20 protein-coding genes and 1 tRNA gene are annotated in these 24,518 nt (G+C 69.3%); 10 read left to right on the forward strand and 11 right to left on the reverse strand.

Going from position 1 to position 24,518, the window contains the following annotated elements:
- Positions 1-18: 18 nt before the first annotated feature.
- Entirely contained in the window at positions 19-912 is an 894-nt protein-coding gene (locus KTR66_RS00370) for a LysR substrate-binding domain-containing protein (protein WP_213609226.1), read from the reverse strand.
- A 164-nt stretch (positions 913-1,076) separates the two neighbouring features.
- On the opposite strand from KTR66_RS00370, the gene katG reads away from it, so the two are divergent.
- Positions 1,077-3,281: a catalase/peroxidase HPI gene (gene katG / locus KTR66_RS00375; RefSeq protein WP_213609228.1), complete on the forward strand. Its 2,205-nt coding sequence runs from the start codon at positions 1,077-1,079 to the stop codon at positions 3,279-3,281.
- A 442-nt stretch (positions 3,282-3,723) separates the two neighbouring features.
- Here the strand turns inward: katG and KTR66_RS00380 are convergent, their stop codons facing one another.
- Complete coding sequence (locus KTR66_RS00380; RefSeq protein ID WP_213609230.1) at positions 3,724-4,575, reverse strand: L,D-transpeptidase family protein; 852 nt, start codon at positions 4,573-4,575, stop codon at positions 3,724-3,726.
- Between the two features lie 184 nt (positions 4,576-4,759).
- Between KTR66_RS00380 and KTR66_RS00385 the strand changes: the two genes are divergently transcribed.
- Positions 4,760-5,245, forward strand: a complete 486-nt coding sequence (locus KTR66_RS00385) for a DUF1269 domain-containing protein (protein ID WP_213609232.1) — start codon at positions 4,760-4,762, stop codon at positions 5,243-5,245.
- Between the two features lie 119 nt (positions 5,246-5,364).
- On the forward strand, positions 5,365-6,351 hold the full coding sequence (locus tag KTR66_RS00390) for a tripartite tricarboxylate transporter substrate binding protein (RefSeq protein WP_213609234.1): 987 nt from the start codon (positions 5,365-5,367) through the stop codon (positions 6,349-6,351).
- A 1-nt stretch (position 6,352) separates the two neighbouring features.
- Here the strand turns inward: KTR66_RS00390 and KTR66_RS00395 are convergent, their stop codons facing one another.
- The 3 genes from KTR66_RS00395 to KTR66_RS00405 all read right to left on the reverse strand — a co-directional run bounded on the left by KTR66_RS00395 (position 6,353) and on the right by KTR66_RS00405 (position 8,360).
- Complete coding sequence (locus KTR66_RS00395; RefSeq protein ID WP_213609236.1) at positions 6,353-6,805, reverse strand: DUF3237 domain-containing protein; 453 nt, start codon at positions 6,803-6,805, stop codon at positions 6,353-6,355.
- Between the two features lie 468 nt (positions 6,806-7,273).
- A tRNA-Lys gene (locus tag KTR66_RS00400) sits at positions 7,274-7,349 on the reverse strand.
- A gap of 15 nt (positions 7,350-7,364) precedes the next feature.
- Entirely contained in the window at positions 7,365-8,360 is a 996-nt protein-coding gene (locus KTR66_RS00405; protein WP_213609239.1) for a lysine-2,3-aminomutase-like protein, read from the reverse strand.
- 38 nt (positions 8,361-8,398) lie between these two features.
- On the opposite strand from KTR66_RS00405, the gene epmA reads away from it, so the two are divergent.
- Positions 8,399-9,418 (forward strand): EF-P lysine aminoacylase EpmA, encoded by a 1,020-nt coding sequence (gene epmA / locus KTR66_RS00410; protein ID WP_213609241.1) that lies wholly within the window; start codon positions 8,399-8,401, stop codon positions 9,416-9,418.
- A gap of 10 nt (positions 9,419-9,428) precedes the next feature.
- Here epmA and KTR66_RS00415 read toward each other — a convergent pair whose 3' ends face one another.
- Together KTR66_RS00415 and KTR66_RS00420 are read right to left on the reverse strand one after the other, a co-directional pair.
- Positions 9,429-9,797: a hypothetical protein gene (locus tag KTR66_RS00415; RefSeq protein ID WP_213609243.1), complete on the reverse strand. Its 369-nt coding sequence runs from the start codon at positions 9,795-9,797 to the stop codon at positions 9,429-9,431.
- 125 nt (positions 9,798-9,922) lie between these two features.
- A complete protein-coding gene (locus KTR66_RS00420) occupies positions 9,923-10,882 on the reverse strand; it encodes an N-carbamoyl-D-amino-acid hydrolase (RefSeq protein WP_213609245.1) in 960 nt (319 codons plus the stop codon).
- Between the two features lie 131 nt (positions 10,883-11,013).
- On the opposite strand from KTR66_RS00420, the gene KTR66_RS00425 reads away from it, so the two are divergent.
- Together KTR66_RS00425 and KTR66_RS00430 are read left to right on the forward strand one after the other, a co-directional pair.
- Positions 11,014-12,597, forward strand: a complete 1,584-nt coding sequence (locus KTR66_RS00425; protein ID WP_213609247.1) for an ABC transporter substrate-binding protein — start codon at positions 11,014-11,016, stop codon at positions 12,595-12,597.
- Positions 12,597-14,069, forward strand: coding sequence for an amidohydrolase family protein (locus KTR66_RS00430; RefSeq protein ID WP_213609249.1), 1,473 nt, complete (start codon positions 12,597-12,599; stop codon positions 14,067-14,069). The genes KTR66_RS00425 and KTR66_RS00430 overlap by 1 nt, the downstream gene beginning before the upstream one ends.
- Here the strand turns inward: KTR66_RS00430 and KTR66_RS00435 are convergent.
- The 4 genes from KTR66_RS00435 to KTR66_RS00450 form a co-directional block, all read right to left on the reverse strand.
- The gene (locus KTR66_RS00435) at positions 14,066-14,458 is read right to left on the reverse strand and encodes a hypothetical protein (RefSeq protein WP_213609251.1); all 393 of its coding nucleotides are present in this window, start codon (positions 14,456-14,458) and stop codon (positions 14,066-14,068) included. The genes KTR66_RS00430 and KTR66_RS00435 overlap by 4 nt on opposite strands.
- A gap of 145 nt (positions 14,459-14,603) precedes the next feature.
- On the reverse strand, positions 14,604-16,229 hold the full coding sequence (locus KTR66_RS00440; RefSeq protein ID WP_213609253.1) for an ABC-F family ATP-binding cassette domain-containing protein: 1,626 nt from the start codon (positions 16,227-16,229) through the stop codon (positions 14,604-14,606).
- A gap of 62 nt (positions 16,230-16,291) precedes the next feature.
- Positions 16,292-17,326, reverse strand: coding sequence for an MBL fold metallo-hydrolase (locus KTR66_RS00445; protein WP_213609255.1), 1,035 nt, complete (start codon positions 17,324-17,326; stop codon positions 16,292-16,294).
- Positions 17,327-17,387: 61 nt separating this feature from the next.
- A complete protein-coding gene (locus KTR66_RS00450) occupies positions 17,388-19,526 on the reverse strand; it encodes a malate synthase G (protein WP_213609257.1) in 2,139 nt (712 codons plus the stop codon).
- Between the two features lie 144 nt (positions 19,527-19,670).
- On the opposite strand from KTR66_RS00450, the gene KTR66_RS00455 reads away from it, so the two are divergent.
- The 4 genes from KTR66_RS00455 to KTR66_RS00470 all read left to right on the forward strand — a co-directional run bounded on the left by KTR66_RS00455 (position 19,671) and on the right by KTR66_RS00470 (position 24,464).
- Positions 19,671-21,233: a gamma-glutamyltransferase gene (locus KTR66_RS00455; RefSeq protein ID WP_213609259.1), complete on the forward strand. Its 1,563-nt coding sequence runs from the start codon at positions 19,671-19,673 to the stop codon at positions 21,231-21,233.
- 7 nt (positions 21,234-21,240) lie between these two features.
- Entirely contained in the window at positions 21,241-21,885 is a 645-nt protein-coding gene (locus tag KTR66_RS00460; RefSeq protein WP_213609261.1) for a GPP34 family phosphoprotein, read from the forward strand.
- A 59-nt stretch (positions 21,886-21,944) separates the two neighbouring features.
- Positions 21,945-23,363 (forward strand): DUF1254 domain-containing protein, encoded by a 1,419-nt coding sequence (locus KTR66_RS00465; protein WP_213609263.1) that lies wholly within the window; start codon positions 21,945-21,947, stop codon positions 23,361-23,363.
- Between the two features lie 114 nt (positions 23,364-23,477).
- Positions 23,478-24,464, forward strand: a complete 987-nt coding sequence (locus tag KTR66_RS00470; RefSeq protein ID WP_213609265.1) for a tripartite tricarboxylate transporter substrate binding protein — start codon at positions 23,478-23,480, stop codon at positions 24,462-24,464.
- Positions 24,465-24,518 lie beyond the last annotated feature (54 nt).

The following is a 24,518-nucleotide window of genomic DNA, read 5'->3' on the forward strand; positions in this document are numbered from 1 at the left end:
GCCTTTTTCAGCAGCCTGTTAGGGAAGCTGCGCCGCGAAGCTCCTGAGCCGCGTCGCGATCACCTCCGCCACCGCCTGCACCGCCGCGTGACGCGGGAAGCGCGCGCGCCAGACGATGCGGATGATGCGCCCGGCGGGCTCGGCCAGCGGGCGGAGCGTGATCCCGGCATCCTGCGCCACCCCGGCGGCGAGCCCCGGCACCAGCGTCGTCCCGTAGCCCGCCGCCACCATGTTCAGCAGCGTGGAGAGGCTCGCCGCGCGCAGCGTGCCGCCCAGCGCGCCGCGATGCCCGCAGGCCTCCAGCGCCTGTTCGCGCAGGCAATGCCCATCGGCCAGCACCAGGATGTCACGCGCCAACTCCGCCTGGCTCACCCGCGCCTCGGCCGCCAGCCGGTGCTCGGGCGGCAGGGCCGCCAGGAACGGCTCCTCGAACAAGGCCTCGCTCTGCCATTCCGGCCCCTCCGGCTCGGTCGCCAGCAGGGCGGCGTCCAACTCGTGGCGCTGCAGCCGCTCCAGCAGCAGGGCGGTCTGGTCCTCCCAGGGTTCCAGCTCCAGCCGGGGCAGCGCCTCGCGCAGCGGCCCGAAGACCAGCGGCAGGAGATAGGGCGCGAGCGTGGGGATGACGCCCAGGCGCAGCCGCCCGGCCAAGGGGTCCCGCAGGCCGCGCGCCAGGGTGAGGATGGCGTCCGCCTCGGCCACCGCGCCCCGCACATGGCCGAGCAGCCGGGTACAGGCCTCGGTCGGGGTCACGCCCTTGTTGCCTCGCTCGAAGAGGGTGACGCCGAGCTCCTCCTCCAGCTTGCGCAGCTGGACCGAGAGGGTGGGCTGGGAAATGCCGCAGGCCTCGGCCGCGAGCCCGAAATGCCCGTGCTCGGCCAGCGCCAGCAGGTAGCGGAGGTCGCGCAGGTTCATCGCGCGTGTGACGTCAGGGTGATAGTTTTCATCTATCGAAGATGTTGAATGAATTGACTGGAAGTCAATCCACTCCCGCCGCTAGGGTGCGACGCAGCCGGGAGGGGGGCCGGGGTCTCCCATCCCTTTCCCGTGCTCACACGCAAGCAAGCTCGGAGAGAAACATGGACGGAAATGCGGCGCCCAGCGGCGGCAAGTGCCCGGTGATGCACGGCACGCCCAAGCCCACGGCCTTCGCCGGCCGGTCGAACAAGGATTGGTGGCCCAACCAACTCAACCTCAAGATCCTGCACCAGAACACGCCCGAGCTGAATCCGATGCCCAAGGGCTTCAGCTATGCCGAGGCCTTCAAGAAGCTCGACATCGAGGCCGTGCGCCGTGACCTCACCGCGCTGATGACCGACAGCCAGGACTGGTGGCCGGCCGATTACGGGCATTACGGGCCCTTCTTCATCCGCATGGCCTGGCACAGCGCCGGCACCTACCGCATCGGCGATGGCCGCGGTGGCGCGGGCGCGGGCACGCTGCGCTTCGCCCCCCTGAACTCCTGGCCCGACAACGGCAACCTGGACAAGGCGCGCCGCCTGCTCTGGCCGATCAAGCAGAAATACGGCAATGCGCTGTCCTGGGCGGACCTCATGGTCCTCACCGGCAACGTCGCCCTCGAATCCATGGGCTTCAAGACCTTCGGCTTCGCCGGCGGCCGCGAGGACGTGTGGGAGCCGGAGGAGGACGTCTATTGGGGCAATGAGACCACTTGGCTCGGCGATGAGCGCTATGTCGGCGACCGCCAGCTGGAGGATCCGCTCGGCGCCGTGCAGATGGGCCTGATCTACGTGAACCCGCAGGGCCCCAACGGCAAGCCGGACCCGATGGCCTCGGCCCGCGACATCCGCGAGACCTTCGCGCGCATGGCGATGAACGACGAGGAGACGGTGGCCCTGGCCGCCGGCGGCCACACCTTCGGCAAGTGCCATGGCGCGGGCCCCGAGAGCCATGTCGGTCGCGAGCCGGAAGGCGCCGCGATCGAGGAGCAGGGCTTGGGCTGGGCCAACAGCTTCGGCACCGGCAAGGGCAAGGACACCATCACCAGCGGCATCGAGGGCGCCTGGACCAACAATCCCATCAAGTGGGACAATGGCTACTTCGACAACCTGCTGGGCTATGAGTGGGAGCTGACCAAGAGCCCCGCCGGCGCCTGGCAGTGGACGCCGAAGGACGCGAAGGCCGAGGGCACGGTGCCCGACGCGCATGACCCGAACCTGCGCCACAAGCCGATCATGACCACGGCGGACATGGCGCTGCGCACGGACCCCGCCTACCTCGAGATCTCCAAGCGCTTCCACGCCAATCCGGACCAGTTCGCCGACGCCTTCGCGCGGGCCTGGTTCAAGCTGACCCATCGCGACATGGGGCCGCGCGCCCGCTACCTCGGCAAGCTCGTGCCCGCCGAGGTGCTGGTCTGGCAGGACCCGATCCCGGAGGTGACGCACCCGCTGGTGGATGCCTCGGACATCGCGTCGCTGAAGGCGCAGATCCTGGCTTCGGGCCTTTCCATCGCGGATCTCGTCTCGGTCGCCTGGGGTTCGGCCTCCACCTTCCGCGGCTCGGACAAGCGGGGCGGCGCCAATGGCGCGCGCATCCGGCTGGCGCCGCAGAAGGACTGGGCGGTGAATGAGCCCGCCAAGCTCGCCCGCGTGCTGGGCGTGCTGGAGGGGATCCAGACGAGCTTCAACGCCAAGGGCGTGCGGAAGATCTCGATGGCGGACCTGATCGTGCTGGGCGGCAATGCCGCCGTCGAGCAGGCGGCGAAGGCCGCTGGCGTCACGGTGGACGTGCCCTTCATGCCGGGCCGCGGCGATGCGCTGCCCGAGCACACGGATGTCGCCTCCTTCGCGGTGCTGGAGCCGAAGGCGGATGGCTTCCGCAACTTCGTGGGCGAGGAGAACGGCCTCTCTCCCGAGGAGCGGCTGGTGGACCGCGCGCAGCTGCTGACGCTGACGGCGCCGGAAATGACGGTGCTGCTGGGCGGCCTGCGCGTGCTGGGCGCCAATCACGGCAGCGCGCCGCATGGCGTCTTCACCACGCGCCCGGGTGCGCTGACCAACGACTTCTTCACCAACCTGCTCGACATGGGCACGGCCTGGTCGCCTTCGGCGGACATGCACGGCCTCTATATCGGGCGGGACCGCAAGAGCGGCCAGGTGAAGTGGACGGCGACGCGGGTGGACCTGGTCTTCGGCTCCAACTCGCAGCTGCGCGCGCTGGCCGAGGTCTTCGCGGTGGATGGCTCCCACCAGGCCTTCGTGCATGACTTCGTGGCGGCCTGGACCAAGGTGATGAACCTGGACCGCTTCGACCTGGCGTGAGCTGAGGCTTCGGCCTCGCAATGGGCCGCCGGGGGAAACCCCGGCGGCCTTTTTCGTGTCTGGATCGTGATCCGCTATCGCTGGATCACGATCCAGCCTTGTTGAGCGAATGATTCACCGCTTCGGTGATTCCACCTCAGCGGATCATGCTCTAGCAGGCTGCTGAGAAACTCCGCTGTGGGACCGAGGGGCCAGCCCCTCGGGCACCCCGGCAAGAACCTCAGGTTCTTGCATCTCCAATAAGTATTTGATTTAATTTAACAATTGAAGATCCAAGAAACTGAGTTTCTTGGCGGGAGAGTACGAGAGGGCGGAGCCCTTTCGTCTTTTGGCCTTCTTCAGCAGCCTGCTAGAGCGGTTTCCAGAAGAGTGGAAACCGCCCTGGCTCGCCATGGCGAGCAGATTCACGCAATGGCTGATTCCAGCCATGTGCGATCATGCTCTAGATGCGCCCGGCGGCGGCCAGCGTGGCGCGCGCCGCGGCTTCCACCTCCAGCGGATCATCCGGCGTGTTGCGCGGCACGCGGCGGAAGCTCGCGCGGCGCCCATCATGTCCATAGGGATCGGGATGGATGAGGATGCGGCCCTCGGCATCCGGCCAGGCGGTCATATAGGCCAGCACCACCTGCGCCTCCTGCAGCGGATGCAGCTCGATGGTGCGGCCCGTCGCCACCTGCTCGTTCAACTCCTCCACCGGCATGTCGAGCACCCAGGCGCAGAGATCGCGGATCGCCTCCACGCGCACGCAGCCATGCGAGAGGGCGCGGGCATCCCGCGCGAAGAGGCCGGGGCGGTTCGTGCCATGCAGGAAGATGCCGTCCGAGTTCAGCAAACCCAGGCGCAGCGGCCCCAGCGGATTGTTCGGCCCCGGCGGCTGGATCAGCCGGTTCCCCACCGCCTGGAAGCCCGCCGTGCCGCCGGCCCGGACCTCGGCCAGGATGCTGGGGGGCACATGCCAGGGCGGATTGCAGCGCACCGAGGTGGTGAAGGTCATCAGCTGCGGCGTGCGGTTGCGCGGCGTGCCGACGATGACGCGCGAACGCATCACCGGGCGCCCCGCCTCGAAGGCCACCATCTCCGCGCCGGCGATGTTCACCAGGATGAGGCGCGGCGCGCCCCAATCCACATCCATCTCCGAAAGCCGCTCCAGCGTGCGCTCCAGCGCCTGGGTGGCGCGGGGATGCGCCTCCGCGTCCAGCGCGCGGCGCAGGGTTTCGGGGATGGGCATGGCGCGCGCGGGCGGGGCCAGCGAGAGGAAGGGCGCGGCGAGCAGCAGGCGGCGGGAAGGGTTCATGCGCGTGACGGACCGATGGAGTTCCTTCCATGCTAGGCAACGACAGGACTGAATCTCAACGAAAATCCGCATTCCTTCCACAGGGGGGCTGGGACGCGGGGTATACCATCGCGCCATGTTCCCCGCCGCGGGTCGTGTTAGGCTCTCCGGGCAACAAGGCTGACAACAAGGAAGGACAAGCCGCATGGCCGATCTCATCATCATCGCCTATGACAACCTCGCCACCGCGCAGGCGGCGCGCGCGAAGCTCATCGAGCTGCAGGGCCGCTACCTGATCGAACTGGGCGACGCCGTGGTGGCCGAGCGCGAGGCGGACGGCAAGGTGAAGCTGCACCAGCCGGTGAACCTCACGGCCGTCGGCGCCGCCTCGGGTGGCATGTGGGGTGCCCTGATCGGGCTGCTCTTCCTCAACCCGCTGCTGGGCGCGGCGGTGGGCGCGGGCGCCGGCGCGCTCAGCGGCAAGTTCACTGACCTCGGCATCAACGACCAGTTCATGAAGGACACGGCGGCGGCGCTGCCGGCCGGGAGCGCCGCGCTCTGCATCCTCGTGCGCAAGGTGACGGCGGATAAGGTGGTGCCGGAGATGGCGCATTTCGGCGGCAAGGTGCTGCAGACCAGCCTGACGAAGGAGCAGGAGGAACAGCTCGACGCCGCGCTGAAGCACGGCTGAGATCACCCTCGGCATCCCCAGGCGGGCGTCTTGCCTCGCCGGGGGGTGAAACGGTATCGCTCCGCGCGCAAAAGCTTGAGCCGCGCCCGCAAGGCGCCGCCGCGAGGGGAGAGAACCGCATGGCTTCGTCGCAACACCTGATCGGCCGCCGGGCCGCGCTCGGCGGTGCCGCGCTCCTGGCGGCGGCGCCCAGCGCGCGCGCGCAGGCGGTCCCTGATCGCCCGGTGCGCCTCGTGCTGGGCTTCCCGCCCGGCACCGCGCCCGATGTGGTGGCGCGCCTGCTGGCCGATGCGCTGCGCGAGGTCTGGCCCGCCGGTGTGGTGGTGGACAACCGCGCCGGCGCGGGCGGCCATATCGCGGCGCAGGAGGTGGCGCGCGCGGCGCCGGACGGCACCACGCTGCTGCTCGGCGAACTCGGCACGCTGGCGATGGCGCCCTCGACCTATGCGCGGCTGAGTTTCGATCCGGCGCGGGATTTCGCGCCGATCGGCGAGGTTGCCTCCATCGGTTTCGCCTTCGTGGTGCCGGCCGCGCTGCCGGTGACCGACATGGCGAGCTACGTCGCCTGGGCGCGCGGCCAGTCGCAGCTGTTCATGGGCACTTTCGGCGCCGGCACGCCGGGCCATTTCGGCGCGGCCATCCTGGCCGGGCGCCTGGGTGGCAAGGGCGAGCCCGTGCATTTCCGCAGCACCGGCGAGGCGATGACGGCGATCCTCGGCGGCAATGTGCAGGGGATGTTCGGCACGGTCGCGCTGGTGGCGCCGCATGTGCAGGGCGGCCGCCTGAAGGCGCTTGCGGTGACGACGGCCGAGCCCGTGGCGGCGCTGCCCGGCGTGCCCACCATGGCGCAGGCTGGGATCGAGGGGCTGGGCTTCGTCTCCTGGTTCGGCGTGGTGGCGCCGGCCGCGACGCCCGAGCCGGTGCAGGCCATGCTCGAGGCGGGGCTGCGCCGCGCCATGGCAAACCCCGCCCTGCGCGCGCGGCTGCAGGAGGCGGGCTTCCGCCCCGGGGATGGCGAGCGCGCACCCTTCGCGACCCTGATCCGCACCGAGACAGCGCGCTGGGCCGAGGTGGTGCGTGCCACGGGCTTCCGCGCGATCGAGTAGCTCAGACCGCGTGGATCGCGACCCGCACCGAATCCGGGCGTCGCTCGCCCAGGCCGAGGAAGAGGCTGCGATGCAGCCATTGATGCGCGGGCGAGGCGGTCTCGAAGACCGGCGCGGTGCGGAAATAGACGCGCTCGGGCGGCACCGGCTCGCCGCGCAGCAGGCGCGCCATATCCTCTGGCGCCGCGTGGCGCAGCCCGCGATTGACGATGTAGACCAGCGCGCCATCGGCGAGCTTCAGCGTGTAGCGCGCCTCGATCTCGGCCACCCCGTCATCGCGGATCAGCTGGAAATCGGCGCCGCCGGGCAGCACCTCGCCGGTCAGGCGCGGGCCTTCGATGCGGCCGCCCAGGATGGGGATGATGCGCCGCTCACCGCCCGGCACGCGGCCCACGCCCAAGGGGGCGCCAACCGCGACCTCCGCCGTGCCGATCCATTCAAAGCCGGGCTGCATGCTGTCGGGCCGCTCCTTCGCGCTGTGCCCCCGCCCGATCGGGACGGGAGGGTGCCGCCCGCGGCAGCGTGCGGCGCGCGACTATCCGGCGGCTGGAGCCGCCGGTGAAGGGGGGGCGCGCGGTCAGATCAGGATGGAAGCGAGGGGCGTCACCGCCAGCAGCAAAAGGGAGGTCATCAGCCCATGGGCGAAGATACTGGCCCAGTGCGGCCCTGATGTCTCATGCCTGGAATGTTGGTCGCGTGTCGAGGGCGCGCGCATGGGGCGCCTTTTGGCTGGAAATGACGCGCCGGCAAGTAACGATCGACCTGGCATTTTAAATGCCTTTCGTATTATTTCCAAGATATGCAAAGCCCTGAAGCCGCTCCCTGGCGCCCGCCGAACCGGACCGACGCCTCGCTGAACAGATCGCGGCGTCCGCTGCCGCGGCACGGGCGCTGCTTTGTCGATGCTGAGGGGCGGAGGGAGTGGTGGGCGATGTAGGGCTCGAACCTACGACCCGCTGATTAAGAGTCAGCTGCTCTACCAACTGAGCTAATCGCCCGCCGTGCGGGGCCTTCTAAACAGCTTCGCGCGCTTGTCCAGCCCCGCCGCGCATACCGGCCATGCCGAGCGGGATTTTTCCCGCCCCCTCCGGCTGCTCCTGCACATAGGTGGGCCAGGCGAGGCCGGTGACGCGCCCGCGCAAACCCCGCAGCAGGGCGAGCCCTTCCTCCACCGGCACATGGAAGCGCGCGGTGCCGGGCGCGGGGTCGAGCTGATGCAGATAGTAAGGCTTCACCCGGTGGCGCAGCATGGCGCGGAACAGGGTCTCCAGCGCGGCTGCGCTGTCATTCACGCCGCGCAGCAGCACCGATTGGCCGAGGAGAACGAGGCCCGTGGCGTGCAGGCCGCGCAGCGCGCGCGCCGCCTCGTCGGTGAATTCCGCCGCGTGATTCGCGTGGACGCAGAGGTAGAGCGGCCGCTCCAGGTTCAGGGCTGCCAGCATGCCGGGCGTGATCCGTGAAGGGTCCGCCACGGGCACGCGGCTGTGGATGCGCAGCGTCTCGATGTGGGGGATCGCCGAGAGTCGCGTCAGGATCCGCCCCAGCCGTCGCGGCGAGAGCATGAGCGGGTCGCCGCCGGTCAGGATCACCTCGCGCACGGCCGGCGTGGCGGCGAACCAGTCCAGCGCGGCCTCCAGCTCCGCCTCGGTCAGCAGCCCGCCATCGGGGCCCACCGCCTCGCGCCGGAAGCAGAAGCGGCAATAGACCGGGCAGGCCAGCAGCGGCTTGAGCAGCGCGCGGTCCGGGTAGCGATGCACCACGCCCTTGATGGGGGTGAAGGGCGCGTCGGCCGTCGGATCTTCCAGCTCATGCGGCAGGGTGACCAGCTCCTCCGGCTCGGGGAGGTATTGCGCCGCGATGGGCGCGCCCGCCTCGTGGATCAGCGCCGCCATGGCGGGTGTGACCGCGATGGAATAGCGCTCGGCCACCGCTTCCAGCGTGGCCACGGCGCCGGGCGCGATCAGGCCGGCTTCGGCGAGTTCCTCGGGCGTGCGCAGCGTGCGGGTCATGGCGGGTGAGGCTCTGCCCTGGTAAGGGCTGGCACGCAATGCCCCATCCCGTTTGGCACCCCGAAAGCCTGGCCGCGCGCCTGCCCTTTCTCGACGCCCGCGCGCGCATCACCGCGGCCACCCGCGCCTGGCTGACCGAGCGCGGCTATCGCGAGGTGGAGACGCCCTGCCTCGTGCCTGCGCCGGGCATGGAGGTGCATCTGCGCGGCTTCCAGAGCCAGTATGAACCGCATCTGGGGCAGGGGGAGCGGCGCGCGCTCTGGCTGCGCACCTCGCCGGAACTGGCGCTGAAGCGCCTGCTGGTGGGCGGTGCGGGGGCCGTGTTTGAACTCGCCCGCGTCTGGCGCAATGGCGAGATCGGCACGCGCCATGCGCCGGAATTCACCATGCTGGAATGGTACCGCCCCGGCCTTACGCTCGATGGCTTGATGGACGAGACCGAGGCGCTGGTCCGCGCCCTCTGCCCCCCCACCGTCGCGCATGAGGGCGTGACGACGGATCTCAGCCTGCCCTTCGAGCGGATCACCTGCGCCGAGGCCTTCGCCCGCCATGCCGGGCTCGACCTGCTGGCCAGCATCCGCCCCGACGGCACGGGCGATGGCGCGGCACTCGGTGCGCGCGCGGATGAAAGCTGGGAGGAGGCCTTCTTCCGCATTCTCCTGGACCATGTCGAACCACATCTGGGCCGAGCGCGCGCAAGCTTCCTGACGCATTGGCCCACCCCCCAGGCGGCGCTGGCACGGCGCGATCCGAAGGATCCGCGCGTCGCGCTTCGCTTCGAGCTTTTCGCTGGCGGCATCGAACTCGCCAATGCCTTCGACGAACTGACCGACGCCGAGGAACAGGCCACCCGCTTCGCCCATGACGTGGCGGAGCGCGAGCGGCTCTACGGCGCGGACGCGTCCTGGCCCGTGGATGCGGATTTCCTGGCCGCACTTCGCCAAGGCATGCCATCCGGAAGCGGCATCGCGCTCGGCTTCGACCGATTGGCGATGCTGGCCAGCGGCGCGCGCCGGATCGGGGATGTTCTCTGGCTCGGCGGCTATCCCTACGAATGAGGGCTCGCGCTTAACGGCAGATGTATTGCAGCACGCCCTGGACCTGAGCCGCGGTGACGGTGGTGTTCGCTGGCAGGTTCAGCACGGTCTGGCGGCGCGATGCGTTGCCTTCCAGCTCGATCTCGCGGCTGCCGGCGAGCGGCGTGCCGGGCAGCTGGCCCACCCGCACGAACACCAGCATCGCCTGGCCCGTGAGATTGCGCAGCCCCACCGAGAAGGTCCGCCGCGCCTCATTGTACTCGCGCGAGGCGGGGACCTCCGTCATCACCACCGGCTCCACCGCCAGGCGCCCGTCGCAGTGTACGCCCTGGGCCTGGGCCGGGAGGGCCGCGAAGCCGAGCCCGGCGGCGAGGCAGGTCGTGGCGAGGATGGCGCGCATGGGAGGGGTTCCTTCTCTGTCGGATGCAGGCTGCCATCGCGGCCGCCGCGCCGCCAATCGCCGGATGCGATCGTGCGGTTCAGCCGCGCCTATCGCCGCAGCTGACACGCGGCGGACCATCGGCCTCAGCCGGGCGTCCAGACCGGCGGCTCGACCGAGCCCACCTGCTCCGTGATGCGGCCATAGGCCTCGGGCCGGCGATGGGCGGCGAAGTTGAAGATGGTGGTGCGGCCGAGGGTGCAGGCATCCAGGTCGCAATCGGCGGTGATCAGCTCGTCGCCCCAGCTCGTCGCCTGGGCCATGATCTCGCCCTGCGGGTTCACGATGATGGAATGGCCGAAGAGCTCATGCCCATCCTCCGTGCCGCCCTTGGCTGTCGCCACGCCGAAGCAGGCATTCTGGTAGCAGCCGGCGCGGATGGAGAGGTGGCTGTGCTCGACGCGCAGATGGTGCGCCTCGAAGCCGCGATTATCCATGTTCAGCGAGGGCGTGTTGTAGCCGAGCATGACGATCTCGACCTGCTGCAGCCCCATGACGCGCCAGGCTTCGGGCCAGCGGCGGTCATTGCAGATCATCATGCCGATATTGGCCTGCTGTTCGCCGATGGGCGCGCGGATGACGGGGAAGCCGAGATCGCCCACCTCGAAATAGCGCTTCTCCAGGTGCTGCACCTTGCGGATCGGGTCGTATTCCTTGTGCCCGGGCAGATGCACCTTGCGGTATTTCAGCACAATCTCGCCCGAAGGGTGCACGTAGATCGCGGTGTTGTAGCGATGCCCGTCCGGCGTCTTCTCGGCATAGCCCAGGTGGAAGCCGATGCCGTATTTCCGCGCGGCCTCGAAGAGCGGCGCCGTCTCGTTGGAGGGCATCGCGTGCTCATACCAATGGTCGGCCTTCGCGATGTCCTCCTCGTACCAGCGCGGGAAGAAGGTGGTCAGCGCGAGTTCGGGGAAGACCACGACCTCGACGCCGCGGCGATGCGCATGCTCCATCAGCCGCACCATGCGGCCCACCGCGACGTCGCGGCCTTCGGCCTTCTGGATCGGGCCCAACTGGGCGGCGGCGAGGGTGACGCGGCGGGGCATGGCATGGCTCCTTGCAAATGCGGGCGCAGGATCGCGGCGGATGCGCTGGGCTGCAAGGGTGCGATTCCTCTTGCATGCCGCGCCCGCGGGAATTCACGCTGGGGCGTCGAAGCTGGAAAGGGTTCCCCCGCATGCCCGTTCGCCGCCGCCATCTGCCGCTCGTCGCCGCCCCCGCGCTCCTCTCGCTCGAGAGCCGCCAGGCCATGGCGCAGGACCCGCGGCGCGTCATCCGCTCCGTCCCCATCGGCGATCTGCGTGCGCTCGACCCGATCTGGACCACCACCTACCTCACGCGCAACCACGGCTATCTGGTGTGGGACACGCTCTTCGCGATGGACGCGCAGAACCGCCCACAGCCGCAGATGGTGGAGGAGTTCGGCGTCTCGGGTGATCAGAAGGAATGGACCTTCCGCCTGCGCCCGGGCCTGCTCTGGCATGATGGCGCGCCGGTGCGCGCGGCCGATTGCGTCGCCTCGATCCGCCGCTGGGGGGCGCGGGACGGCATGGGCCGGGCGCTCATGCGCGTGACCGAGAGCCTGGAGGCGCGGGATGACCGCGTCTTCGTCCTCAAGCTCTCGCGGCCCGTGGGCTTCGTGCTGGAGGCGCTGGGCAAGATCGACAGCAACGTACCCTTCATGATGCCGGAGCGACTGGCCCGCACCGATCCCAACACCGCCATCACCGAGGTCATCGGCTCCGGTCCCTTCCGCTTCCTGCGCGAGCAATGGAATCCTGGCGCCCGCGTGGTCTATCAGCGCTTCCAGGAGTACGTGCCCCGCAGCGAGCCGCCAAGCCAGGCCGCCGGCGGCAAGGTCGCGAAGATCGACCGCGTGGAGAGCCTGTACACGCCGGATGTCGCGACCGCTGCCAACGGGCTCGCGACCGGCGAGTTCGACCTGCTGGAAAGCCCCGCGCCGGATCTGGTTCCGCGCCTCTCCCGCACGCGGGATGTGGTGGTCGCCCCCAATGATCCCCTGGGCTACCAGTTCTTCATGGTGCTGAACCACCTGCACCCGCCCTTCAACAATGTGGCGGCGCGGCGGGCGCTGATGTCCATCATCCGCCAGCCCGATTTCCTGTTGGCGAGCATCGGGCGGGACATCCCCTCCCGCGAATGCGGTGCCAATTTCGGCTGCGCGCCGGGCGACGGCCCGGGCTTCGAAGCCTTGGGCTGGCCGCGCATGACGGATGCCGAGGCTGCCGCCGCCTTCCGTGCCGCGGGCTATGACGGGCGGCCCATCGTGGTGATGAACCCGGCCGACAATGCGACCCTCGCGCCGCTCGCGCTGATGACGGCGGAAGCCTTGCGCCGCATCGGCGCGAATGCCGATGTGGTGGCGAGCGACTGGAGCGGCGTGGTGCAGCGCCGCGCCTCGCGCAATCCGCCCAACCAGGGCGGCTGGAACATCTTCTGCACCAACGCGACCATCACCGGCATCCAGAACCCGTTGCTCAACGTCTTTGTGGGCCAATGCGACAGCGGCTGGTTCGGCTGGCCCTGCGATGCGCGCATCCCCGCGCTGAACGATGCCTGGACCTTCGAGGCCGACCCCGCGAAGCGGCGCGAGATCCTGACGCAACTGGAGAAGCTGCATGTGGAGACGGTGACGAACATCCCGCTCGGCCAGTATCGCGGCGTGATCGCGCATCGCCGCAACATCCGCGGCATGCTGCCCGGCCCCGCGCTCTTCTACTGGAACCTGGAGAAGGTCTGATGGCCCAGCCTGTCTTCCTCCGCGGTGTCGCCTGGGCGGCGCTGTGGGATGCCGCCCAGAAGCGCCAGACCTATGGCCGTGACCTCGACATCCTGATCGAGGGCGGCAAGATCGCGCGCATCGCGCCCCATGCGGGCGATGCGCCGCCGCCCGAGGGTGCGGAGGTGGTGGAAGCCCAGCGCATGCTGGTCATGCCGGGCCTGATGAACATCCACACCCACCCGACGACGGAGCCCGCCTATCGCGGCGTGCGCGACGATCATGGCGTGCCCGAGCAGTTCATGAGTGGCCTCTTCGAACGCTCGCAGAGCATGCGGCTCGACCAGGCGGGGCAGGCGGCGGCGATGCGGCTTGCTTACGCCGAGATGCTGGCGGCCGGCGTGACCAGCGTGGTGGATCTTTCGCGCCCCTTTCCCGAATGGCTCGGCATCATGGCCGAGAGCGGCATGCGCGTCTGGGCCGGCCCCGGTTATGCCGCCGCGCGCTGGGGGATGACGGCGCCGCAGACCGTGACATGGCTCTGGAACCGCGAGGATGCCGTCAGGCAATTCGCCGCCGCCAAGCAGGTGATGAAGGAGGCCGAGGCGCATGAATGCGGCCGCCTCACCGGCATCGTCTTCCCCGCGCAGATCGACACGGTGGAGGAGGAGATGCTGCGCGAGAGCATCGCCTATGCCGTCGAGACCGGCCGGCCCTTCACCACGCATATCTCCCAGGCGGTGGTGGAGATCCAGGAGATGATCCGCCGCCATGGCGAGACGCCCATCCAATGGGCGTCGCGCATCGGGCTGCTCACGCCGCGCAGCATCCTGGGGCATGCCATCTTCGTGGATGAGCACTCCTCCATCCGCTGGCACACGCGGACCGATATCGGGCTGATCGCGGATAGTGGGGCGAGTGTCGCGCATTGTCCCTCGCCCTTCGCCCGGTACGGCGAGCATCTGCAGGATTTCGGGAAATACCGGGCGCGTGGGATCAATATGGGCTTCGGCACGGATTGCGCGCCGCACAACCTGGTCGAGGAGATGCGGCTCGCCATCATCCTGGCCCGCAATGCGGAGCGGAACCTGCATGCGGCGGATGCGGGCAGCGTCTTCCATGCGGCGACGGCGGGCGGCGCGGATGCGGTGGGGCGGCCGGATCTCGGGCGGCTCATGCCGGGCGCCACGGCGGATGTGACGCTGGTGGATCTGGCGCACCCGCTGATGCAGCCGGCGCGGGACCCGGTGCGCAGCCTGGTCTTCCACGCGGCGGATCGCGCCACGCGCCGCGTCATCGTGGCCGGCGAGACGGTCTGGAAGGATGGGAAGCCGACGCGGCTGAACGTGACGGAGGCGGCGGGCATCCTCGCTGAATCCCAGGCGAAGATGCTGCGGGATGCGGCGAAGCATGACTATGCGGGCCGCGATGGCGATGTGATCGCGCCGCTCAGCCTCTCCATGTGGCACGGCCGGAATGCGGCGGTGAACTAAGCCCTGACCTCGTAATCCGCGAGCTCGGGGCGCATCGCCTCCAGCACCCAGTCCACGAAGGCCTCGGGCAGGTCGAGGTAGAATTCGCGGTCAGAATAGGCGCCGACCGTGGCGTCCAGGCCGCGCGCCTCTGCCCAGGCGGCCAGCGCGCGCAACGCGGCTTCCGGCGTGTCGCTGAGGAAGGAGACCTGCGAGCGCAGCTTGTCGGCATCGCGGTTCGCCGTCTCGCTGCGGCTGAACTGCAGGTCGATATTGGCGCCCGGCTGGCGGAGCCAGATCGAGCGCTCCGTCCGGCGAAGCACCACGAAGCCGAGTTGCCCCGTGAACATCTCGACCACCGTCTCGAAATGCCGCGCGTCCAGCCGGTGCGCCGTGTGGTTGAACCTCAATTTGATCGCACGAAGGCTTCGCCTTCGTGCCCCTCAGACGCCGGGCGGGCCGCCTCCTCGGCCCTTGGCTTTGCCGCACAAGCGGCGGCGCCCGTTCGGGCGCTCGGCCCTGCGGGCCGCAGGCAGGAGCTTTGCATGCTTGGCTTCATGCCGCGCGCAGCCCCGGCGCCTCGTGCCCGCTGCGCGCCACATATTCCGTATATCCGCCGCCATATTGGTGGATGCCCTCGGGCGTCAGCTCCAGCACGCGGTTGGAGAGGGCCGCCAGGAAATGCCGGTCATGCGAGACGAAGAGCATGGTGCCTTCGTATTGCGCCAGGGCCGCGATCAGCATCTCCTTGGTGGCGATGTCCAGATGGTTGGTCGGCTCGTCCAGCACCAGGAAGTTGGGCGGGTCATAGAGCATCCGCGCCATGACCAGCCGCGCCTTCTCGCCGCCCGAGAGCACGCGGCAGCGCTTGTCGATATCGTCGCCCGAGAAGCCGAAGCCGCCGGCCAGCGCGCGGAGCGAGGCCTGGGGCGCGCGCGGGAACTCCGCCTCCAGCGCCTCCAGCACCGTGTGCTCGCCATCCAGCAGTTCCATCGCGTGCTGCGCGAAATAGGCCATCTTCACGCTGCCGCCGAGCGAAACGGATCCCTCATCCGGCTCGGTGGCGCCGGTGACGAGCTTCAGCAGGGTGGACTTGCCCGCGCCATTCACGCCCAGCACCGCGCAACGCTCCCGCCGGCGGATCAGCAGGTCCAGCCCGTCATAGATCACGCGGCTGCCATAGCGCTTGGAGACGCCGCGGAGGTTCACCACATCCTCGCCCGAACGCGGCGCCGGCTGGAATTCGAAGGACATCGCCTGGCGGCGCTTGGGCGGGTCCACGCGCTCGATCTTGTCGAGCTTCTTCACCCGGCTCTGCACCTGCGCCGCGTGCGAGGCGCGGGCCTTGAAGCGCTCGATGAACTTGATCTCCTTGGCCAGCATCGCCTGCTGGCGCTCGAACTGCGCCTGCTGCTGCTTCTCGGCCAGCGCGCGCTGCTGCTCGTAGAATTCGTAGTCGCCGGAATAGCTGGTGAGCGAGCCGCCATCGATTTCGATCACCTTGTTGATGATGCGGTTCATGAACTCGCGGTCGTGCGAGGTCATCAGCAGCGCGCCCTCATAGCCCTGGAGGAACTGCTCCAGCCAGATCAGGCTCTCGAGGTCGAGGTGGTTGGAGGGCTCGTCCAGCAGCATCACATCGGGGCGCATCAGCAGGATGCGGGCGAGTGCGACGCGCATCTTCCAGCCGCCGGAGAGCTTGCCGACATCGCCATCCATCATTTCCTGGCTGAAGGAGAGGCCGGCCAGCACCTCCCGCGCCTTGCCCTCCAGCGCGTAGCCGCCCAGCTCCTCGAAGCGGGCCTGGACCTCGCCGAAGCGCTCCAGGATCTCCTCCATCCGATCGGCCTGGTCGGGGTCGGCCAGCGCCGCTTCCAACTCGGCCAGTTCGGCGGCGACGGTGCTGACATCCCCCGCGCCGTCCATGACTTCGGCGACGGCGCTGCGGCCGGCCATCTCGCCCACATCCTGGCTGAAGAAGCCGATGGTGACACCGCGATCCACCAGCACCAGCCCCTCATCGGGCGGCTCCTCGCCCGTGATCATGCGGAAGAGCGTGGACTTGCCCGCGCCATTGGGGCCGACGAGCCCGATCTTCTCGCCGCGCTGCAGGCTGGCCGAGGCCTCGATGTAGAGGAGCTGCTTGCCGTTCTGCTTGCTGATATTGTCGAGGCGGATCATGCGGGGGCCTGGCTGGTTGCGGCGGGCTTATGCCACGCCGCGCGCGCAAAGGCACCCGGGCCTCAGGCGAGAGGGTTGCCCGCCTTCTTCCAGGCCGCCATGCCGCCCTCGATATGGATGGCGCGATCCAGCCCCGCATCCTGCGCCGCCTGCACCGCCATGGCCGAGCGCTCGCCGAAGGCGCAGAAGAAGACGAGGCGCTTGCCCGTCGCCGTGCCCAGCTCATGCAGCACGCCGCCCGCGCCGATATTCTCGGCCAGGTCGGGGTAGGGGGCGTGCAGCGCGCCGGGGATGCAGCCATGCCGCTCGCGCTCGGATTTCTCGCGGAGGTCGATCAGCACCGCGCCCGGCTGGCCGACCAGGGCGCGCGCCTCTTCGGCCGTCACGGCCCAGCCGCGGCGGGCCACCTCCTCCTGGTGCAGGCCCTGGCGGAGGTTCGCGGGAACGGCCACGTCCATCATCTTCGGGTTGGGCAGGTTCAGCCCGTTCATCAGCCGGGCATATTCCTCCACTGAGCGCACCTGCAGGCGCGGATTGTGCCGCCGCTCCTCGCCGATCGTGCTCACCGTGTCGCCCTTGTAGTCATGCGCGGGGAAGACCAGCGTCTCATCCGGCAGCTTCAGCAGGCGGTTGAAGATGCTGTCATATTGCGCCCGCGCGTCGCCGTTCTGGAAATCGGTGCGGCCGGTGCCGCGGATCAGCAGCGTGTCGCCGGTGAAGACTCGGTCGGGCAGGGTGAAGCTGTAGCTGTCATCGGTGTGGCCGGGCGTATAGATCACGCCGAGGCTGATGCCCTCGATCGAAAGCCGGTCGCCGTCCGAGACGCGCATGGAGACCACGTCCACGCCGCTCTGCTCGCCCATCACCGTGATGCATTTCGTGTGGTCGCGCAGCGCGCCGAGGCCGGTGATGTGATCGGCATGGACATGGGTGTCCACCGCCTTCACCAGCTTGAGGTCCAGCTCCTCGATGAGCTTGAGGTAGCGCTCCACGCGCTCCAGCACGGGGTCGATGATCAGCGCCTCGCCCCCCGGCCGGCTGGCCAGCAGATAGGTGTAGGTGCTGGAGGTGCTGTCGAAGAGCTGCCGGAAAATCATGAAAGCCTCCCCGTTTGTCGGGGAGGCTAACAAGAAAGGCCCGTCGCGGGGAAGGAAGCCGTCAGGCCGCCTTGGCCATCCGGCGATACTGGGTCAGCAGGAACTCGGTGTAGCCATTGGGCTGCGCCGCACCTTCCAGGACCAGCGCGCAGGCCGCCTTGAAGGCCACGCCGTCGAAGCCCGGCGCCATCGGCGTATAGGCCGCATCGCCGGCATTCTGCTTGTCCACGATGGCGGCCATGCGCTTCATCGTCTCCATCACCTGCGCCTCGGTCACGATGCCGTGGCGCAGCCAATTGGCGATGTGCTGGGCGGAGATGCGCAGCGTCGCGCGGTCCTCCATCAGGCCCACATCATGGATGTCGGGCACCTTGGAGCAGCCCACGCCCTGATCAATCCAGCGCACCACATAGCCCAGGATGCCCTGGGCGTTGTTGTCGAGCTCGGCCTGCAGATCATTGGCCGGCCAGTTGGTGTTGCTGGCGACGGGAATGTCCAGCAGGTCGGAGAGCTTGCCGCGGCGGCCGCCGGCGGCGATCTCGGCCTGGCGGGCGGCGACATCCACCTGATGGTAGTGCAGCGCGTGCAGCGTGGCGGCGGTGGGCGAGGGGACCCAGGCGGTGTTCGCACCCGCCTTGGGGTGGCCCAGCTTCTGCTCCAGCATCGCGGCCATGGCATCCGGCATGGCCCACATGCCCTTGCCGATCTGCGCGCGGCCGCGCAGGCCGCAGAGCAGGCCGATATCCACGTTCCACTCCTCATAGGCCTTGATCCAGGCCGTGCCGCGCATGTCGTTCTTGCGGATCATGGCGCCGGCTTCCATCGAGGTGTGGATCTCGTCGCCCGTGCGGTCCAGGAAGCCCGTGTTGATGAAGGCGACGCGGTCCGCCGCTTCCTTGATGCAGGCCTTGAGGTTCACCGTGGTGCGGCGCTCCTCGTCCATGATGCCCATCTTCAGCGTGGCATGCGGCAGGCCCAGGATCTTCTCGACGCGGCCGAAGAGCTCGACCGCCCAGGCCACTTCCTCCGGCCCGTGCATCTTGGGCTTCACGATGTAGACGCTGCCGGTGCGGCTGTTCAGCCGCTTGCCGTTCAGGTCGTGCAGCGCGATGGCCGAGGTGATGAGCGCGTCCAGGATGGTCTCGGGCACTTCCGCGCCGTTCCAGGTCACGCAATCCGTCATCATGTGATGGCCGACATTGCGCACCAGCATGACCGAGCGGCCGGGCAGGGTCAGCGTGCCGCCATTCGGCGCGGTGTAGGTCCGGTCCTCGTTCAGGCGGCGGGTGATCACCTTGCCGCCCTTCTCGAGATCGGCCGAGAGCTTGCCCGTCATCAGGCCGAGCCAGTTGCGGTAGACATCCACCTTGTCCGCGGCGTCCACGGCGGCGACGCTGTCCTCGCAATCCTGGATGGTGGAGAGGGCGGCTTCCATGACGAGGTCGGAGACGCCGGCCGCATCGGCCTTGCCCACCTCGGTCGTGCGGTCGATGCGCAGCTCGAGATGCAGGCCGTGATGCGCGAAGAGCAGCGCGGTGGGGGAGGCGGCCTCGCCGGTATAGCCCACGAATTGCGCGGGGTTGCGCAGCGGCACGGCGCCGCCGCCCTGGAGCGCCACGGAGAGCGCGCCGTCCTTCACCTGGTACTTCAGCGCCTCGGCATGGCCGGCCCCCATCAGCGGCACGGCCTGGTCCAGCACCTTGCGGGCGAAAGCCACGACCTTGGCGCCGCGCGTCGGGTTGTAGCCGCGGCCGCGCTCGGCCCCGTCGGTCTCGGGGATGGCATCCGTGCCGTAGAGCGCGTCATAGAGGCTGCCCCAGCGCGCATTGGCGGCGTTCAGCGCGTAGCGGGCATTGTTCACGGGCACGACGAGCTGCGGGCCGGCGACCGCGCCGATCTCGGGGTCCACATTCTGGGTGGTGACGGCGAAATCGGCCGGCTCGGGCAGCAGGTAGCCGATCTCGCGCAGGAAGGCCTCATAGGCCGCGGCATCGATCGGCTTCTGGGCGTGGTCGCGGTGCCAGGCGTCGATCTTGGCCTGCAGCGCGTCGCGCTTGGCGAGGAGGGCCGCATTGCGCGGCGCGAGGTCGGCCAGAAGGCCGGAAAGCCCGGTCCAGAAGGCATCGGCAGCGACGCCGGTCCCGGGCAGCACCTCGGTCTCGATGAAGGTTTTCAGGACGGGCGCGACATGAAGGCTCATCACCAAGCTCCGAGGTAGAACAGTGTCGCGCGCGGTTTACGCCAGATATGGTGCAATGCGGAAGGGGTGGGCCGGAGTGGGGGCCGTCTTGCGGCGCAGCCCGCCGCATTGGAGCATGCGGCAGGAAACCCGCAGGAATTGACCATGTCCCTCCCTCCGCATGTCTCCCAGCATTGGATCGTTCGCAAGCCTGCCGCCCGGGGCGAAGGCGGCATGGTCGCCAGCCAGTCGCGCGATGCGGCCGAGGCGGGGGCCGAGATCCTGCGCGCCGGCGGCACGGCGGCGGATGCGGCGGTGGGCGCGGCCTTCGCGCTGGCGACGGTGGAGCCCTGGAACAGCGGCCTGGGCGGCATCGGCTTCACCCAGGTGATGAAGCCGGGTGGCGCCGCCGAGACCTTCGATTTCGGCCCCGTCGCGCCGCGCGGCCTGGACCCCTCCGCCTATCCGCTGACCGGCAAGCTCAAGAACGACCTCTTCGCCTGGCCCGAGGTGGTGGGCGATGTGAACATCCATGGGCCCAAATCGGCGCTGATCCCCTCGGCCGTCGCCGGCTATGCCGAGCTGCACAAGCGGCATGGCCGCATGCCGATCAAGGATGTGATGGCACCCGCGGTCGCGCTGGCCAAGCGCGGCCTGAGCCAGGACTGGTTCACCACGCTGAAGGTGGCCAACAGCGCCGCCGTGCTGCGCCTCTACGACGAGAGTGCGCGGATCTACCTGCCGAACGGCCTGCCGCCCGTGCCGCCCTACCAGGGCACGCCGGGCTTCTTCCGCCAGGGCAAGCTGGCCGACACGCTGGAGCGGCTGCAGCATGCGGGCCTCGCGGATTTCTACCATGGCGACGTCGCGGCCTCGATCGCGGCCGACATGAAGGCCATGGGCGGCTTCGTGACGGCGGAGGACCTTGCGGCCTGCGCCGCCGTGGTTCGCCCGGCGCTGGAGCGGAAGTTCCGTGGCCGCACCTGGATGCTGGCCAATGGCCTGACCGCCGCCCCCACCCTCTCGCGCCTCATGGAGCTGATGGAGGGCGCGCCCTATGCCGCCATCCCCGATGCCGGCTGGTATGCGCATCTCGCCCGCTCGCTCCGCGCTGCCTATGCCGAGCGGCTGGCGGGGCTGGGCGATGCCGAGCCGAAAGGCGCGGACAGCTGCACCACGCATCTCACCGTCGCCGACCGCGACGGCATGATGATCGCGATGACCACGACACTTCTGTCGTCGATGGGCTCGCGGATGGTCCTGCCGGGCACGGGCGTGCTGATGAACAACGGCGTCATGTGGTTCGACCCGACGCCGGGGAGTGCCAATGCCATCGCGCCGGGCAAGCGGCCGCTCTGCAACATGTGCCCGGTCATCACGCTGGACGCGAAGGGCATGCCGGAATTCGCCGGCGGCGCCTCGGGCGGGCGGCGGATCATGGCGGCCGTGTTCCAGGTCTTCTCCTATGCGCTCGATTTCGCGATGGAGCCCGAGGCCGCCTCGCACCACCCGCGCCTCGATGTCAGCGGGCCCGAGGGTGTCACCGCCGATCGCCGCCTGGGCGAGGCGGTGATCGCGGCCCTCGGCGCCGATGCGCCGGTCGAAGTCGTGGAACATGCCGTGATGCCGGTGAACTTCGCCTGCCCGAACATGATCCAGCAGAAGGCCGGCATGCGCGTGGGCGTGACCGACACCATGTCCCCCTGGTCGGCGGCGGTCGCGGAGTAGGCCGCGCATGACGGTGCTCTCGCTGCCCGAGGAGATCGTCCTCCTCACCTTTGATGACGAGACGGGCCGTTCCATCGGGCGGCAGGGCATCGCCGCTTCCATCGCGCTGGCGGGGGCGGTGATGATGGAGCTGGCGCTGGCCGGCCGCGTGGACACGGATCGCCATCGCCTCGAGGTGCTGGATGACAGCCCGACGGGGGATCCCGTGCTCGATGCCGGCCTGCCGCTGCTGCGCGGCGCCCCGGACTCGCGCGGCGCGCTGATGCTGCTGGCGCGGGAGGAGACGGGGCTGCGCCCCCTGGTGCTCTCGGCGCTGATGGCGCGCGGCCTCTTGAAGCAGGTGGAGGGGCGGGTGCTGCTGGTCTTCCCCGAGCGGCGCTACCTCAAGCCCGAGGACCGGCCCGAGCCGCGCGAGGTGCGCGCGCGCCTGCTGCGCAGCATCGAGACGGACGATATCCCTGAGCCGCGCGAGGCGCTGCTGCTCGGCCTCGCCCGCGCCACCGCCCTGCTGCCCCTGCTGGTGCCGTCGGAGCTTCTCGCGGCGCGGCAGGAGCGGATCCAGCTTCTGAACCGGATCGAGGCGCTGAACCGTTCGGTCGCGGAGACGGTGGGTGATCTCTACCTGTACAGGTTGCGTTCAGCTTCGCCTTGACCGTGACCTTCCCGGGGGGGAAGATGCCAGGGAAGGCAAGCAAAAAGGCAAGCATCACCATGATCACCAAGCGCACCCTGTTCGGGGCCACCGCGGCCGCCGGCCTGCTCGCGCGTCCTGCGCTTGTCTCAGCGCAAGGGCGCCCGGGCATCATCGGCAGCTTCGAGGCGGCGGAGCAGGCCTTCATCTTCGGCCTGCCGCTCGTGATGAACTACACGGTGATGTACGAGTTCGCGATCAACCGGAACAGCGGCCAGTTCAAGGCCCCGTTCAACACCATGTGGAACGACGCGCAGGTCTTCACCTGGCGCGACACCGCCATCCCGACGCCGAACAGCGACACGCCCTATTCCATGTCCTGGCTCGACCTCAGGGCGGAGCCGGTGGTGATCAGCGTGCCCGACGTGCCCGCGGGCCGGTATTTCTCGGTCCAGGTCTGTGACGGCAACACTTACAATGTCGGCTATATCGGCAGCCGCACCACCGGCCAGGGCGCGGGGTCCTGGATGGTGGTGGGGCCGGGCTGGCAGGGCACGATGCCGGCCGGCATCAAGGGCGTGATCCGCTCCACCACCCAATTCGCGCTGACCATCTTCCGCACCCAGCTCTTCGGCGTGAGCGACATGCCCAATGTGGTGGCCGTCCAGCGCGGCTACCGGACCGAGCCGCTCTCCACCTTCACCCGTACCGCGGCGCCGCCGCCCGCCCCCGACATCCGCTGGCCGCGCGCAAATGCCGACCTCGCGAAGCATCATTTCTTCGATTTCCTGGCCTTCGCGCTGCAATTCAGCGCGCCACAGGCCAATGAGGCCGCGATCCGCGCCCAGATGGCGACGATCGGCATTGACGGCCGCGGCACGGCCCTGCCGCATTCCTTCTTCGACCGGATGGAGCTGCTCGGCGCCGCCTTCGCGGGCGAGCGCAAGGTGGAGGCCGCGGTTGCCGCCGCCGGCGTGAAGATGAACGGCTGGAATGTCACGGCCGTCCCCGGCAGCCCGGAGGCCTATAACGGCAACTGGATGCTGCGCGCCGTCGCCGCCAAGGCCGGCATCTACGCCAACAGCACGGAGGAGGCGACCTATCCCTTCACGCGCACCACCGCCACGGGCGAGACGCTGGATGGCAGCAAGGGCCGCTACACGCTGACCTTCGGGCCGAACCAACTCCCGCCGGTCAACGCCTTCTGGTCCGTCACCATGTATCACGGCGGCAACCAGCTGCTCGTGCAGAACCCGATCGACCGCTACCTGATCAATTCGCCCATGCTCCAGGGCATGCGGCGCAACCCGGATGGGGGCGTGACGCTGCACATCCAGAAGGATGATCCGGGCGAGGCGCTGCGGGCGAACTGGCTGCCGGCGCCGGACGGGCCGATCTACATGGTCATGCGCCTCTACTGGCCGAAAACCGAGGCGCCCTCGCTCCTTCCCATCGGCCAGGGGGCCTGGCAGCCGCCGGGGATCGTGAAGGTCGGCTGAGCCGCCGGGGCGCGGCATGGCGCTTGCGTAACCACTCCGCGGAACCGCTCGCCACCGCCAGGTTGCATGCTCTTTGTGCAATCTCGCGGCGGGAGCCTGACGGAGAGATTACACATGATGCATCGCCGCCACCTCCTGGGCGCCACGGCCGGCCTGCTGGCCGCCCCCGCCATCGCCAGCGCCCAGTCCGGCGCCTGGCCGACCCGCGCCCCGGTGCGCCTGGTCGCCCAGTTCCCCCCGGGCGGCCTGGTGGACACCATCACGCGCCTCGTCGCCCCGCAGCTCTCGGCCGCGATCGGCCAGAACGTGCTGGTCGAGAACCGCGCGGGTGCGGGCGGCGTCATCGGCACGGATTACGTCGCGAAGCAGCCGGCCGATGGCTACACCTTCCTGATGACGCATGCCTCGGTGATGGTCTATTCGGCCGCCACCCTGCCGCGCCTGCCCTTCGATCCGATCAACGACTTCACCCATCTGGCCCATCTGGTCGAGGCGCCCTCCGTGCTGCTGGTGAAGGGCGACAGCCCGATCCGCACCATGCAGGACTACCTCCAGGCGGCCCGCACGCGGCCCACGCGCTATGGCTCCTCGGGCATCGGCTCGGCGCCGCACATGCTGGGCGCCATGCTGGCCGGCCAGGCGAACCTCACGCAGCTCGACCACGCGCCCTATGCCGGCTCGGCCCCTGCCATGCGGGACCTGCTGGGCGGCCACATCGAGAGCCTGATCGACCCGATCACGACCAATGTGGAGGCGATGCAGAACGGCACGCTCCGCGCGCTCGCGATCTCGACGCCGCAGCGCCTCACGGCCTTCCCGAACGTGCCGACCTTCGTGGAACTGGGCTTCCCCGCCCTGGTGCAGACCCAGTGGGTCGGCATTTCGGGCCCGAAGAACCTGCCTGCGCCGATCGCCGAGCGGATCATCCGCGAGATGCCGGGCATCATGCGCTCGCCCGCCATCGTGACGCGCACGACGGAGCTGCAGACCATGCCGCGCGCGACGCTGCCCACGGGTTCGGATTTCGTGAACATCATCACGACCGAGCTGGCGGCGGCGCGCCAGGTGGCGCAGCGCTACAACATCCAGGCCGCGGCCTGAACAGGAAAAGGGGCGGGGCGCTTCGGCACCCCGCCCTTGAAGGCCTTGAGGGGG

This window comes from Roseococcus sp. SDR (assembly GCF_019083995.1).
Classification (GTDB): domain Bacteria; phylum Pseudomonadota; class Alphaproteobacteria; order Acetobacterales; family Acetobacteraceae; genus Roseococcus.

Bases quoted from the DNA above. Each gene is read 5' to 3' on its own strand.
- KTR66_RS00370 (WP_213609226.1), bottom strand. From the start codon at position 912: ATGAACCTGCGCGACCTCCGCTACCTGCTGGCGCTGGCCGAGCACGGG.
- katG (WP_213609228.1), top strand. From the start codon at position 1,077: ATGGACGGAAATGCGGCGCCCAGCGGCGGCAAGTGCCCGGTGATGCAC.
- KTR66_RS00390 (WP_213609234.1), top strand. From the start codon at position 5,365: ATGGCTTCGTCGCAACACCTGATCGGCCGCCGGGCCGCGCTCGGCGGT.
- KTR66_RS00430 (WP_213609249.1), top strand. From the start codon at position 12,597: ATGGCCCAGCCTGTCTTCCTCCGCGGTGTCGCCTGGGCGGCGCTGTGG.
- KTR66_RS00470 (WP_213609265.1), top strand. From the start codon at position 23,478: ATGATGCATCGCCGCCACCTCCTGGGCGCCACGGCCGGCCTGCTGGCC.
- KTR66_RS00465 (WP_213609263.1), top strand. From the start codon at position 21,945: ATGATCACCAAGCGCACCCTGTTCGGGGCCACCGCGGCCGCCGGCCTG.
- KTR66_RS00420 (WP_213609245.1), bottom strand. From the start codon at position 10,882: ATGCCCCGCCGCGTCACCCTCGCCGCCGCCCAGTTGGGCCCGATCCAG.
- KTR66_RS00425 (WP_213609247.1), top strand. From the start codon at position 11,014: ATGCCCGTTCGCCGCCGCCATCTGCCGCTCGTCGCCGCCCCCGCGCTC.
- KTR66_RS00450 (WP_213609257.1), bottom strand. From the start codon at position 19,526: ATGAGCCTTCATGTCGCGCCCGTCCTGAAAACCTTCATCGAGACCGAG.
- KTR66_RS00385 (WP_213609232.1), top strand. From the start codon at position 4,760: ATGGCCGATCTCATCATCATCGCCTATGACAACCTCGCCACCGCGCAG.
- KTR66_RS00395 (WP_213609236.1), bottom strand. From the start codon at position 6,805: ATGCAGCCCGGCTTTGAATGGATCGGCACGGCGGAGGTCGCGGTTGGC.
- KTR66_RS00380 (WP_213609230.1), bottom strand. From the start codon at position 4,575: ATGAACCCTTCCCGCCGCCTGCTGCTCGCCGCGCCCTTCCTCTCGCTG.
- KTR66_RS00455 (WP_213609259.1), top strand. From the start codon at position 19,671: ATGTCCCTCCCTCCGCATGTCTCCCAGCATTGGATCGTTCGCAAGCCT.
- epmA (WP_213609241.1), top strand. From the start codon at position 8,399: ATGCCCCATCCCGTTTGGCACCCCGAAAGCCTGGCCGCGCGCCTGCCC.
- KTR66_RS00460 (WP_213609261.1), top strand. From the start codon at position 21,241: ATGACGGTGCTCTCGCTGCCCGAGGAGATCGTCCTCCTCACCTTTGAT.
- KTR66_RS00405 (WP_213609239.1), bottom strand. From the start codon at position 8,360: ATGACCCGCACGCTGCGCACGCCCGAGGAACTCGCCGAAGCCGGCCTG.
- KTR66_RS00440 (WP_213609253.1), bottom strand. From the start codon at position 16,229: ATGATCCGCCTCGACAATATCAGCAAGCAGAACGGCAAGCAGCTCCTC.
- KTR66_RS00415 (WP_213609243.1), bottom strand. From the start codon at position 9,797: ATGCGCGCCATCCTCGCCACGACCTGCCTCGCCGCCGGGCTCGGCTTC.
- KTR66_RS00445 (WP_213609255.1), bottom strand. From the start codon at position 17,326: ATGATTTTCCGGCAGCTCTTCGACAGCACCTCCAGCACCTACACCTAT.